Here is a 13,580-nt window from a genome sequence, read left to right as displayed (position 1 = left end):
ACTATAGCGATGTCCCTGCGATTTCGTCAGCTACAGGCTTTTCACGCCATCATGGAAACCGGCACTGTCACGGGTGCGGCCTCGGTGCTTGGGATTTCACAGCCCGGGATCAGCAATCTGTTGGCACAGCTAGAGCGCGAAGCTCGTTTGCCGCTGTTTGAACGCAACAAAGGCCGGTTGCTGCCTACGCCAGAAGCTGAACTTCTATACCGCGAGGTTGATACGGTTGTTCGGGGGCTGGATCACGTGGCGCAGGCGGTCACGGATCTGCAGAACAAGCATCCGGGTCAATTGCAGATCGCCGCACCACATCTGCTATCCTTCGGCTTCATGCCGCGTGAGATCGCTCGCTTCGCAGAAAGCCGCCCGAACCTGTCGGTGAGTTTTCAGTCGCAGTATTCCTCGAAGATTCAAGAATGGGTAATCTCTGGCCTGTTTGAGATCGGCATTGTCGAGATGCCCATTCTGCATGACACACTGAACTATCAGGTCTTTGAATTCGAAACGCTGGCGACCTTTCCGGAAACCAGCCCTTTGGCAGATTATGATGTGCTCACACCTGAAATCCTTGAAAACGAACCATTCATCGTGATGGGGCCAGAGCATCAAACCCACCGACGAACTCGGGACATCTTCCAATCAGCAGGGCGCAACTGGCGGACCCAGATTCACACCCATCTGTCAGAAAACCTGCTGAGTTTCGTCAAGCAGGGCATGGGGGTCGCGATGATCGATCCCTTCACTGTCACCTTTGACGACGAGAGCGGGTATCAAACCCGCCCCTTCCGACCGGCTGTAATGCTTGATCTGGCCATTATCACCGCGAAAGGGCGACCCCTATCAACGATTGCACAGGATTTTCTGGCTCAGCTAACCCCTTCGATCGCCTCTTATGCCACCCATTCCGAAACCGGTGCAGCGGCCTCGTGAAGCGGTTGTGAGTGAATGTCGACCAATGTCGGGCCATCATGCTCGATAGCCTGTTTCAGAACTTTGGACAGGTCTTCGGGATCTTTGACAGTCCATGATTTCACACCAAAGGCGCTTGCAACAGCGGCGTGGTCGGTGCGGTTGAAATCAACATTGTAGTATCTCTGCCCAAACCCTGCGTCCTGTCCGGCCTTGATCCAGCCAAAGACCGAGTTCGAGAATACTATCGAGGTGATCGGCATGTTGTGCCGCACCATGGTTTCGAACTCACCACAGGTAAAGCCGAATGAGCCGTCACCCATCACCGACAAGGTTTTGACCGAAGGCCGTCCAATATGCGCACCCATTGCAGCACTCAATGAATACCCCAACGCCCCATGCGCCCGGTTGGTGATGAAATGCCGGCCTGGTGTCCGCCAGCGGTAATGCGCGCTGAAATATGGGCATGGCGTGCCGGGATCAGCGACAACAATCGCATCATCATCCAGGATGTCCATTAGCGAAGCCATGACAGCCTCGGGCCGGATCGGCGTTTCTCGGCTGGCTGCAAGCGGGGCAAACGTAGCCAATTTGGCCGCCCATGCCGCGTTTGATTTGGCCGCACCGCCCAGCCTGGGCAGGTCTTGGCGTGCCGCCAATGCGTCCGCCAATGCTTCCAGCGCGAGACGCGCGTCGGCACAAATAGCAACTTCGGTCGGATAGTTGGCTCCGATCACCATCGGGTCACTGTCGATATGAATGATGGTGGCATCGCGCGCAGGGCTTCTCCAGCGCTCGGTCGTGACGGATCCTGCGCGACATCCGATGAACAGAACGACATCCGCCGCATCTACCACAGCGCGGGTGGCAGGCACCCCGCCATTCGATCCGACAACACCAAGCGCGAGCGAGTCTGTCTCGGCAATCGAGCCCTGCCCCGACACGGTCGTGGCGACAGGCATATCCAACAGTCCCGCAACCCGGCGCAGTGCGTCGCTTGCCCCTGATAGAACGGGTCCACCGCCACAAACGGCTACAGCGGATTTAGACTTTGAAAGTATCTCTGCTGCCGCCTCGACCGCATCCATGTCGGGGCCTGCACGTTCCGCGGGATAGCTGCGATGTCTTGCATCCGCCCATATCTCTGCCTCGTCCACCGGCGCTTTCTGAGTATCGAAGGGCAAGGCAAGATGTGTGGCCCCAGGTGTACCGGTGGTCATTGCACGGAATGCCGCCCGAACCATGGCCGGCAATCGTGTGGCGTCATCCAGCGACGCATTCCACTTGGCCAGCGGCTTGAACAGCGCGGGTTGGTCCAATTCGGTCAGCGGGTACTTTCCCCGGCTGGTTGTCGCCACATCCGAGGTGATCGCAAGAATAGGAACCGAGCTTTCGTTGGCTTCGACCACCCCAGGTAGGATGTATGTCGCCCCGCCTCCAGACGGGCCTTCGCAGACACCCGGCTTACCTGTCACCCTTGCATAACCATCCGCCATGTAGGCCGCATGACGTTCATCCCGCGTCAGAATGTGCTGAATACCGTGATCCATCCGAGATAGCGCATCATAGAATGGCAAGGTTGTATCACCACATAGGCCGAACATGTGCTTCACGCCATGCGCCTCAAGCATACGGACCATTGCCTCGGCTCCGGTCAGGTAATTCGTTCCTGTCATGGTCGGCGACTCCCTCAATCTAATCTGCACACAGACCTGTATACAGTTTTGTATATTGATTTCAAGACTGGCCTGTGGCACCTGTGGGGCAACGACCAAAAGGCAGTACCAATGGCAGGTCCACGCGTTGATGATATCTACGATCAGGTGAAGGCCATGGCGGTTTCATTCCGCCTGCGTCCCGGCGATCGTTTGAACGAGGTCGCCCTGTCGAAGGAGCTGGGCGTCAGCCGCACCCCTTTGCGCGAAGCACTGAACCGGCTGGTCGCCGAACGTTTGTTCGACTTCCGCCCGGGACAGGGTTTCTTTTGCCGCCCATTGGATGCCCAAAGCATTTTTGACCTGTTCGAGCTGCGCCAAATCATCGAAACCGCCGCCGTCCGCGCAGCGTGCACCAAAGCCACCACAGAACAACTGCAGGCGCTTCACGACGAACTTTATGCGACGGGTATCGATATCACCGGGCTTACCGTTGAAGAAGCCGTCACGCGAGATGAAGCGTTTCATCTGGGCATCGCCCGGCTGTCTGGCAACATGGAATTGCTGCAAACCCTGATGCGGATTAATGAGCGCATTCGCTATATCCGATGGATTTCCATGAGTCTGGACCGGGTCCAACGCTCAAAAGACGAACATAAGCGCGTCATGCAGGCCTTGATGAACCGCGACGCTGATGAGGCCGCGCAGGCTTTGGGCACCCATATCAACAAGCGGATGGATCAGGTGCAGGACGCGGTGCGCCATGGGATATCAAGCATCTATATGGAAGGGTCGGACGATATCTCGACCCGCATCATTCAGGAGGCGCAGTCATGATCGCGCAGGGCGGAAAATCCATATACGGCGCATCTGTCGGCATCCTGATGTTGGACGCACAGTTTCCACGTATTCCCGGTGATATGGGCAACGCTCGGACATGGCCGTTTCCCGTGCTCTACCGCATCGTGCGCAACGCCTCGCCTGATCTTGTGGTCCGACAAGGTGCTGAAGGAATGCTTGGAGCGTTCATCGATGCCGCACGGGAACTTGTCAAAGACGGGGTAGACGGGATCACCACCAATTGCGGCTTTCTTTCGCTGTTTCAGGATGAACTGGCCGAGGCGGTTCCTGTTCCGGTCGCGACGTCCTCGATGATGCAGGTCGATATGGTGAACCGTATCCTTCCTGCAGGAAAGCGTGCCGGCATTCTAACCATCTCCGCCTCAACACTTACGGATGAGCACCTGCGAAAGGCACAGGTCCCCGACGGAACTCCAATTGGCACCACCGAAAGCGGCAGCGAATTCACAACCGCTATTCTCGAAAACGCATTGACGCTGGATGTGGACAAAGCCCGCGACGACAATGTCGGAGCAGCGCTTGCGCTGCAAGCGGGCAATCCCGACCTTGGTGCAATTGTACTGGAATGTACAAACATGTGCCCTTACGCGGCGGACATACAGCAGGCGACTGGTTTGCCAGTGTTTTCTATTGTTACTTTCATCAACTGGTTTCAGGCCGGACTAAACCCGCCAAGGTTCTGATCAAGTGAACAGTAAGTCCAGAGTAGCCGCCGCCTATAGCCAGATGGCGAATCTGGACCTATCGGCAACAACTTGACGGTGAACCAGAACCAAGCAATCAAGAAACGAAATCGGAACAGCGCCGAAACGATCATCGTTGACCTCAAGGCACCTGTTCTGACACCGATTAACAACAGTTCAGGAACCGAGACGCATGACGAAAACACCGATCGAGCTGTTGGCGGCCAGTGCCTCGGAAACCCGCCCAGTTGTAGCGCTGAGCGAAGGCACCGATCCCCGCATTGTTGCCGGAGGATTAGCCGCCCATAAGGCTGGTCTGGCCAATATTATTCTCGTTGGACCTGAGGCCGACGTTAAAGCGGCGCTCGCGGCAGAGGGTGGCTCAACCGGGGACGGTATCGCCATCCATGATCCTGCGCATTCGGAACTGACTGACGCTTTTGCGGCCGAGTATCATTCTCTGCGCAAACACAAAGGTGTCGATGAAGCCAAGGCACGCAAAGCCGCAGAATCGCCGCTGGTCTATGCCGCGATGCTGGTGCGAATGGGGCACGCAACAGGAACCGTGGGCGGGGCGGTCCATACCACGGGCGATGTCGTCAGAACTGCCATCCAGGTTATTGGAATGAAGCCCGATGCTGGAATGGTATCCTCGTTCTTCCTGATGTACCCACCCGAGGCCGCTGCTGAGGGCGCTCGCGCCATGCTCTATTCAGATTGCGGCTTGGTGATCGATCCGACATCCGAAGAACTGGCAAACATTGCGGCCGCTTCAGCGGTGTCCGCGCGGGCATTGCTGCAGGAAGAGCCAAAGATCGCGATGTTGAGTTTCTCAACAAAAGGCAGCGCCCAACACCCCGCGGTGGACAAGGTCGTCAACGCGACAGAAATTCTGCGGGCGAAACACCCAGAGTTGAATGTGGATGGAGAGCTGCAATTCGATGCCGCCTTCGTGCCGTCGATTGGTGAGCGAAAGTCCCCAGGATCCTCGGTCGCGGGTCAGTCGAACGTCAAGATTTTCCCAAATCTGGATGCCGGAAATATCGGGTACAAGATGACTCAACGGCTGGGCGGTTATCTGGCGATCGGTCCGGTTTTGCAGGGGCTCGCCAAACCGGCCAATGATCTATCGCGCGGATGCAGCGCGGAAGATGTGACGCAGATCATCGCGGTGACCATCCTGCAGGCGCGCGAACCCTAAACTCGGCAGCCCGCCTGCTTTATCGCGCAGGCCCGCGACCCATTCATTACAAACAAAGGACCATCCGTTATGGCGTCCGCCGATCCCTCAGCCCTATCCCTCACCGAGCGAAGCAAGGAGCGTGTTCGCACGCTCTTTCCCGGCGTCATGATTGCCGTAACCGTTGCCGTCGCCGCCAAGTTCCTGTCCGAGCATTACGCTACCCCGGCCATGCTGCTTGCCCTTCTTTTGGGGATTGCGGTCAGCTTTCTGGGCGAAGAAGGAAAAACCGTTGAGGGGATCGGATTCGCCGCACGCACACTTCTGCGCCTTGGCGTGGCCTTGCTGGGTGTGCGCGTGTCGATGACCCTGATGCTGGGTCTGGGCTGGGACCTGATTGCCCTTGTGATCGTCGGAGTGCTGTTGACCATAGGATTTGGCCTGTCCGTAGCTCGTTTTTTTGGCCACAAATGGCGCTTTGCCTTTCTGACCGCCGGTTCGGTCGCAATCTGCGGTGCATCGGCGGCAATGGCGATCAGTGCAATCCTGCCCAAGGACGAACGCTCGGAAGAGCGTCTGATTTTTACTGTCATGGGCGTGACCGTTTTGTCCACCATCGCCATGATCGCCTATCCGATCCTCGTACGCTCATTAGGGATGAACGATATTGCGGGCGGTGTGTTTCTGGGTGGCACCATCCATGATGTGGCTCAGGTTGTCGGCGCGGGATTTTCGATCTCGGAACAAACCGGAGATACAGCGACGCTGGTCAAATTGTTCCGCGTGGCGATGCTGGCACCGGTGGTTTTGGTCGCTTCACTGATTATTCGTGGCTTTGCTGAAATGGACGCAGACGGGAAACGCCCACCGCTGTTGCCGGGATTCGTGTTAGGATTTCTGGTTCTCGCTGCGGCATCCTCATTCGGATTGATCACGCCAGCGATTTCAGAATTTCTAAGCCAATGCTCTCGATGGTTGTTGCTTGTTGCGATCGCAGCTGTTGGGATGAAGACAAACCTTAAACAGATCCTGTCGGTCGGTGCAGCCGCAATCGCCCTCATCATAGTGGAGACGTTGTTCATCGCCGTGGTAATTCTGGCCGGGATTAACCTATTAACCTGAAGCAGTTACCAAGAGTTTCCGCCGACTGCGACGGCTGAACGGCAACCCCTGACAGTCCGGTGCGGGTTTGCCGATTGCCTTCGTGCGCGGTGTTTGGTTCATTGGCGACTGGCGCTTTGCAGCGCTTTTTCGTTCGACTCCGAATGGTCCCTCAAGCGAGATGAAGAATATGGACAACACCTTGCCTCTGCCACCCGGCCCGCATTCCGAACCGGGCTTTTGGCTTGATACATCTGAACACCGCACGTGGTTGAAAGATCAGGCTATGCGACAGTTGGCGTTTTTCAGCGCAAGTTGTCGGACCGAGCCAGGATTTTTCATCCTCGACCATGATGGCAGCCCGCTGCCAAACACATTGCAGGAACTGCACACGACTACACGCCTAGTGCATTCTTACGCTCTGGGGCATCTGATTGGATTTCAAGGCGCAGAGCGGATCATCGATCACGGTATGGCCTACCTCAACAGCCACCACAAAGACCGGGATCACACCGGTTACCTTTGGGCTTTGGATGGCGACAACATCAAGGATGATCGCAAACTTGCCTACGGGCATGTCTTTGTTCTGCTCGCTGCCTCAAGCGCAAAACAGATAGGGCACCCGGAAGCTGACAAACTGCTGACCGAAGTCCGAGATGTTTTGGACACCCATTTCTGGGATGATGAGGCCGGGTTGTACTGTGACGAGTGGAACCGCGATTGGACTCCGTTTTCCACATATCGCGGAATGAACGCGAATATGCACGGAGTTGAGGCACTGCTTGCAGCTTTTGAGGCGACAGGCGACGAAATCTATCTTACCCGCGCCGGTCGTATTCTGGATTTCTTTATCGGCCGGATCGCACCTGCTGAAAACTGGCGCTTGCCCGAGCATTTCACCTCAGATTGGCAGATTGACCGGGGCTATGCCGGTGACCCGATGTTCCGTCCCGCAGGCACGACCCCGGGCCATTCGTTCGAGCTTGGGCGACTTCAGCTGCAGCATTGGGATTTATCAGGCCGACCAAACTCGGGCGCGCCCGAGTCATCGCGACGATTGATTGAGCAGGCCCTCAAGGATGCGTGGCTGCCCGGCGGCGGCATGGCATATACGCTGGATTTTGGGGGTCGGGTCGCAAATGCGTCGCGGTTCTGGTGGCCAGTAGCTGAAGCCATTGGTGCGGTTGGAGCCCTGATCGCACTGGATAAAAGGAAAGAGGATGAAATTTGGTACAGAAAACTCTGGACCTTTGCGAATGAAACGTTCGTGGATCACCAACATGGCGGCTGGTTCCCGGCGGTGGATGAATCCGGTGACATCGTGACATCCATCTTTGACGGCAAACCGGATATCTATCATTCATTGCAGGCTTGCCTGTTCCCGCTATCGGGGCGCTTATCTCGGATGGTGCCGCTTTAGCGCGCGCGAATTCAAGCAGAGCGAGACCCGCATCGAGCCGGCTCAATTGAAGAGTCGGGGCAAATCTGCTATGTATAGTGCATTCAACACCATCCGACGACCTGCGAATTCGGATGCGTTTCTTGACGAACGGATAGGAGAGTTGAATGGCAAATCAAGCACGTGGAAAGCGAACGACCCGAAAGGGCACACTTGAGGTGAGACCACAACCATCGGCCCATTCCGCCCTGAGCGAACGGGCCGGGGCGTCAGGCCTCATGACCCCGCAAATGCTGAGCGAACGCGATGAGCGCGTCTCAAAAACTCGCAAAAAGGGCGGGCCTGCTTTGGAAGAAGATAATTCGGATCAATCCGGCAATGACGCTGATCCGACGGAACTGGATTACTAATCAATTACGCACATTTTTTTGACATGAATAGATTACGGAGGCTGCTATGCCCTCGACCCATCAGCCAAGGATTTTCAACACAATAAACCTTACGGATTTCGATACTAACGGCCAAACCTCTACTGTGGGCGAGCCGACAGTTTCCAGCAATGGAGGCCAGATTCTGGCCACTGGCAACTGGTATGCAAGTCGGTCACTGGACGGCGGCCAAAGCTGGTCTCACATGAGCCCTTTCACGTTGTTCCCACCTGTTGACGGGGGGTTTTGCTGTGACCAGACCACGATTTACGACCCAAGCCGGGATCTGCTTATCTGGCTGCTTCAATATATCGAACAGGGGGGCACCAACACACTGCGGGTTGCGGTCAAACAAGGGCGCACCTTGGGGAACGACACATGGAAAATTTGGGATTTCACCCCCGCCGGGCTTGATCCCGCGTGGAACAATGAGTGGTTCGACTATAATCACGTTTCGTTGTCCGAAAACTATATGTATGCGGGCACCAATGTGTTCTCGGCCGGGGCTAACCAGTTTACCCGCTCGGTCATTCTGCGGATTTCACTGGACGAACTGGCGACCGCGGCAACGCTATCATTCGACATATTCGAAACAGAAGACAACTTTTCTCTGCGCTGCGTACAAGGCGCACGCGGCGCGATGTACTTTGCCAGCCACAACACGAACTCGCAGATCCGCGTATTCAGATGGGCCGAGAACGCCTCGGACGTAGATGAATTCGACATCGATGTCACGCCTTGGTCCGCAGGCAATTATTCCGCGCAGACCACCGGTGGCGACTGGATGTCGCGCACTGATCCACGCATTATGGCTGGTTGGCTGGGACGCGGCGTTCTGGGCTTTATGTGGACAGCTAATCGTCAGACCAACAGGCCACTCCCTTTCGTCAGGACCGTCCGCATTGACGAAGCAACCATGTCATTGATTGACGAACCGGATATCTGGAACAGTCAGATCGCGTTCGCCTACCCCTCAACAGCTGTAAACCGGGTCGGTGATGTAGGGCTTTCGGTCTTTGCGGGTGGCGGGAATTTGCATCCGAGCCATGTTGTTGGCTCATACGACGATATCGATCTGACTTGGCGGCTGGCCCTCGCTCGGCGAGGCACAGACACTCCGGGTCTGGGAAAATGGGGCGACTACACCAACTGTGCCGAGGTTGCCGATGATGGCTTCACCTGGCTGGCAGCCGGGTACACGCTTCAGGGCGGGAACACCCAAACTGACATCGAACCAACCATGACCTGGTTCGCACAGCAGCGCTATGACGCACCACGTCGCCATCCGCCCGTTATCGTCTAAAACATTATAACCATTTATAATTCAGGGATCTACATCATGCACAGAGCGATTAAATCACAAGGCGTAAAGTCATTCTTGCGGCAGGAAGCCCCCTGGCTACTTATCGCCTTTGTTATTGCTGACCTTTTCTACAAATGGGGGTCATTCGCCCTGGAATGCGTCGGCTTTCTGCTGACTTGGTACGTCCTGAGCCTTCTAGCCAGCCTGGTATCACGTATGCTGTGGGGGGAAAACTCAGCTGTCGGAGATTGAATCATCGATCAATCTTTTTAAGCTTGCGGACTGTTGGTTTGCATCCCGCCCTGGGACATTACGAATTTGTTGCGCGTAGGTCTGAAATCACTTCGGACAACAGCTCAATCCCTTTTCGGATAGAACCGGGTTGGATTGACGAGACGCCAAGACGAAAGTGGTATCTCCCTGCGGTTTTATTTGAAAAACAGGGCCCGATCGGCTCCACAATAACACCGCGTTTTAGGGCGGCTTGACATATCGTCATGGCATCCAACCGGGCCTCGGGATCAGAAAGCACAAAAACCGTTCCGCCAAATTCGCCCGTTTTCAGGAAATGGGGTAGCTTTTCACGGATCGTCGTATCAGCCAGATGCCAGCGCAGCTCATAATTCTGGCGAACCCTGCGCAACAAGCCATCATAGTACCCCAAGTTGATAAACGCTGCAGCAGTGTGCTGAAGGATCATCGGCGGATGGCGCATCATCATGCCCCGGCAATCGCGCGCGGCGTCAATAAATTCTGGCGCAGCCGCCAGGTACCCCAGGCGCAAACCTGGTGAAAGACCTTTGGAAAGGCTGCCCAAATAGATCAGTCGATCCGTGTCATCCAGACTGCGCAGCGGCAGCAAAGTAGAATGCCGGTAATCCACATCGCATTCGTAATCGTCTTCGACTATGTAAAAATCATACTCTTCAGCGGCCTGCAGCAAGGCCTTGCGGCGGCGCTCGGACATCGTAACGGTGGTTGGGTGCTGGCGATTGGGGGTTACGAATACCAGGTCAGCCTCGCGCAGAAGTTCATCGACGATCAAACCCTCGCTATCAATGGGTTGAAACCTTACATTCCCAAAATTTGCCTGAAGGATCTTGCGTGCATCCGGATATCCAGGATCCTCCATAACCGCAGTTTTATCGCGCCCGCCGAACAACAGGCTGGTGATAAACAACCCGTTTTGCGAACCCAATGTGATCAGGATTGAATCGCTGGGTTCAAAAATACCGCGACGGGGCAGGATGCGCTGCCGGACCTGCTCGATAAGTTCAAAGCAATCCTCGTACAGCCCGTCTGCAGACCAGATTTTCAGATGCTTTCGATTCATGGCCAACCGAGTGCATTCGCGCCAATCCGCAACCGGGAATGCGCCATCATCGATTTGGTTGCACACAAACGGATAGTCGTACTTGTACCAGTCATTTGGGCGCTGGATGGTTTCGATCTCCTCGGTGCGGCGCAGTTTGTTCAGTTTCTGGCCAATCGATGTGCGCTGTCTGGTGCTGGTTCGCCCAATCGCATCACCGTCCGTGCGAATCCCTACGTCAGAGCAGACATAATAACCCGAGCGGGGCCGGGCCTCGATCAGTTGCTCTTCTTCAAGCTTTCGATAAGCCGCGACGACCGTATTGATCGAAACATCGAGATCCCGCGCCAACCCCCGACATGAGGCAAGCTTTAGTCCAGACGGCATCAAACCTTCAAAAATGAGTCGTGAAATCTGCGAGACGATCTGATCTCGCAAACCGCTGGACTGAGTTTTGTCGATGCTCAACCGTTGTGTCATGTCCTGTCGGGCTCTAGTCGCAAATTCTGCGACGCGATTTGCAAACTGTATCCATGTTTTCAAGTGCTCCATGCAAAGTGGAAACGACGCCAAATTCCCAAATTCTGTGCTGGCAATGCTGAAAGCAATAGCGCTCTTACTAAAAGCGGGTTGATGATAACTCAAAAAAGAGGCTTCAGCCAACGCTATGTTTTTAAATACTTATACCGACCTGAGATGTGCTTAAGCAACCTGCGCTGCCATTGTTGAACTTGTAACATCTTAACGCTCGGGACTGAATCGCGGCATCGAACAGTCACTTGGCGCGATGAAATCTGTACCCATTATTACAAACAACTGTATCTTTCTCAGTCGAACTCCTTCGCGTTTGCTGTAGCGATCCGGGAAGTTCCATGTCGAAATTAGGGATCACCCGGGCCGTTCGATGCGACTAGGGAGGGAGACCGTTCGCATGGTTTTGCAGGAGTGGGATATGCGTCGACTCTGTGAACAGCGATTCAGCAAACGTTTCTCTGATGTCCGTCCGGACCCCGACGCGAAGGGTCAAGTACATCAATTCAGCGCACAGATTTCTTGAGGGAGAACCAGATCCATGAAAAACACAACGAGGTTGGCATGCTGATGCGCGGTCTGGAAAAGCTGACAAGCGCAATCTCAGAAGTCATGGGCCGCATCGGCTGGTTTCTCATCTTGTATTGCATGGCGTTTGGCGTGTCGGACGTATTCATGCGCTATGTACTGAACGCGCCCTCCCAGTGGATCGGCACCACATTGCAAGCTGCGATGGTGTTGTTGGCCTGCACCGGCGGCGTCTATGCGTTGCAGCATGACAGTTTCGTCAAACTCGACCTGTTTTATGCAAACGCCAGCAAGCGGTCAAAGGCGATTTTGGATGTCCTGACGGCACCGATTGCAATCCTGTTTCTGGTCGCATTGATCTGGAAGGGTTACGAAGCCGCATCGCTGTCTCTGATGCTTAATCAGAAGACCCCCACATCCATTCCGATCCCGATTTATCCGATCAAATTTGCGATCCCACTCAGCGGAGCAATGGTTCTCTTGGTGGTCCTGAAACACTTGCTCCGCGACCTGCAAACGATCTTCGGGCGCAGTTAGGCACGCTGGCCTGGGCGACTGCAAATACAAACGAAAATAGACTGATCCACTAACGAGGAGGAATTAACATGAAACCAAACAGGTTTGTGCACACAACCATGTGGGCAGGCGCCATAGCCGTGACCGCAAGCATTGCCGTCGCACAAGATGGGCCGCCGGATGAAGTAACCGAGTGGACCTTCCAGCCCGCATTTGACCAGACCGATGCCGGCTGGGACAATGGCCTGATCCCTTGGGTTGAAGCAGTTGAAAAAGCGACTGAAGGCACGGTCAAAATCCGTGTTGAGCCCGCAGGGGCGCTGGTCAGTGGTGCAGAGGCCTTTGGCGCAGCGGCTGCTGGTCTGACAGATGGCTACGCGGGCTGGGGTTCAGTCTATGGTGGCGACATGCCCGAAGGCATGCTGGCGTTTGGCATGGCCATGGGCGCCGACAACACCGAAGAAGCGTGGGAAGTGATGTGGGGCAACCCCGACTACCGCGTTGGGGACATCGTGCAAGAGGCCGCCAACGCGCGGAACCTGCAATGGGCAGGCTGGACCAACCAGGGACCGAACGCAATGTTCACCAAGTTCCGCGTCGAAAAACTGGAAGATCTGGAAGGCCGCAAGATGCGCGCCGGTGGACCCCAGGCCATCTTCCACTCGACCATGGGCGGCGCGCCGGTCTCGATGAACGGTGGTGAGATTTACACCGCAATCAAACTGGGCACCATCGAAGGCACCTACTGGGATACAGGCGGCATCGATGACATGTCGTTCCAGGAAGTTATCGACTATGCGATTATGCCCGGCTGGAACCCTGCTCAGCACCAGGAGATCTTCATCAACCTGCAGAGCTGGAACGCCCTGACCGACTGGCAGCGCGAAAAGATCAACGGTGTTTTCGAAGAAACCTATTTCGAAACCAGCCGCATGCATGCGGAAGGTGTCGAAGAAGCGCTTCAAATCCTGCGCGATGCCGGTGGTGAAGTAATCGAGCTGAGCGATGAAGAAGTTGCTCGTATGCGCGAGAAATCCATTGCCGAAGTGTGGCCGCAGGTTGCAGCCGCATCCGAGGGCAACGCCAAAGGCGTGGAAATCTTCAAGAGGTTCCTGGAAGACAAGGCGAACGCGCAATAATCCCGCGCAATGTCATCTTTCCAATATAGCTAAAC

General features: G+C 55.5%; 12 protein-coding genes. 10 read left to right on the top strand and 2 right to left on the bottom strand.

The features are described from left to right. Positions 1-9 precede the first annotated feature (9 nt). A complete protein-coding gene (locus ACR0MJ_RS08710; protein WP_170406952.1) occupies positions 10-930 on the top strand; it encodes a LysR family transcriptional regulator in 921 nt (306 codons plus the stop codon). Here ACR0MJ_RS08710 and ACR0MJ_RS08705 read toward each other — a convergent pair. Continuing rightward, positions 891-2,585, bottom strand: coding sequence for a thiamine pyrophosphate-binding protein (locus ACR0MJ_RS08705; protein ID WP_480760610.1), 1,695 nt, complete (start codon positions 2,583-2,585; stop codon positions 891-893). The two genes, ACR0MJ_RS08710 and ACR0MJ_RS08705, sit on opposite strands and share 40 nt — an antisense overlap. A 111-nt stretch (positions 2,586-2,696) precedes the next feature. On the opposite strand from ACR0MJ_RS08705, the gene ACR0MJ_RS08700 reads away from it, so the two are divergent. From ACR0MJ_RS08700 to ACR0MJ_RS08670, 7 genes are all read left to right on the top strand, one after another. Then, entirely contained in the window at positions 2,697-3,401 is a 705-nt protein-coding gene (locus ACR0MJ_RS08700) for a GntR family transcriptional regulator (protein WP_170562158.1), read from the top strand. After that, entirely contained in the window at positions 3,398-4,108 is a 711-nt protein-coding gene (locus tag ACR0MJ_RS08695; RefSeq protein WP_480760608.1) for an aspartate/glutamate racemase family protein, read from the top strand. Before ACR0MJ_RS08700 ends, ACR0MJ_RS08695 begins: the two co-directional genes overlap by 4 nt. 193 nt (positions 4,109-4,301) lie before the next feature. After that, on the top strand, positions 4,302-5,309 hold the full coding sequence (pta, locus tag ACR0MJ_RS08690) for a phosphate acetyltransferase (protein ID WP_480760605.1): 1,008 nt from the start codon (positions 4,302-4,304) through the stop codon (positions 5,307-5,309). A gap of 69 nt (positions 5,310-5,378) precedes the next feature. Beyond that, a complete protein-coding gene (locus tag ACR0MJ_RS08685; RefSeq protein ID WP_480760603.1) occupies positions 5,379-6,410 on the top strand; it encodes a YeiH family protein in 1,032 nt (343 codons plus the stop codon). A gap of 169 nt (positions 6,411-6,579) precedes the next feature. Further along, positions 6,580-7,809, top strand: a complete 1,230-nt coding sequence (locus tag ACR0MJ_RS08680) for an AGE family epimerase/isomerase (protein ID WP_480760600.1) — start codon at positions 6,580-6,582, stop codon at positions 7,807-7,809. Positions 7,810-7,955: 146 nt separating this feature from the next. Further along, positions 7,956-8,198: a hypothetical protein gene (locus ACR0MJ_RS08675; protein ID WP_170393778.1), complete on the top strand. Its 243-nt coding sequence runs from the start codon at positions 7,956-7,958 to the stop codon at positions 8,196-8,198. A 46-nt stretch (positions 8,199-8,244) separates the two neighbouring features. Then, complete coding sequence (locus ACR0MJ_RS08670; protein ID WP_480760597.1) at positions 8,245-9,519, top strand: hypothetical protein; 1,275 nt, start codon at positions 8,245-8,247, stop codon at positions 9,517-9,519. 310 nt (positions 9,520-9,829) lie between these two features. Here the strand turns inward: ACR0MJ_RS08670 and ACR0MJ_RS08665 are convergent, their stop codons facing one another. Continuing rightward, a complete protein-coding gene (locus ACR0MJ_RS08665; RefSeq protein ID WP_170406928.1) occupies positions 9,830-11,311 on the bottom strand; it encodes an aminotransferase-like domain-containing protein in 1,482 nt (493 codons plus the stop codon). 615 nt (positions 11,312-11,926) lie between these two features. On the opposite strand from ACR0MJ_RS08665, the gene ACR0MJ_RS08660 reads away from it, so the two are divergent. Together ACR0MJ_RS08660 and ACR0MJ_RS08655 are read left to right on the top strand one after the other, a co-directional pair. Continuing rightward, entirely contained in the window at positions 11,927-12,427 is a 501-nt protein-coding gene (locus ACR0MJ_RS08660; RefSeq protein WP_170393772.1) for a TRAP transporter small permease subunit, read from the top strand. Between the two features lie 68 nt (positions 12,428-12,495). After that, the gene (locus tag ACR0MJ_RS08655; protein WP_170393770.1) at positions 12,496-13,545 is read left to right on the top strand and encodes a TRAP transporter substrate-binding protein; all 1,050 of its coding nucleotides are present in this window, start codon (positions 12,496-12,498) and stop codon (positions 13,543-13,545) included. Positions 13,546-13,580: the final 35 nt, after the last annotated feature.

The sequence above is a fragment of the Ruegeria sp. C6 genome (assembly GCF_056537625.1).
Note: the sequence above shows the minus strand (reverse complement) of the source record. Positions and strands in the feature narration are given on the sequence as shown.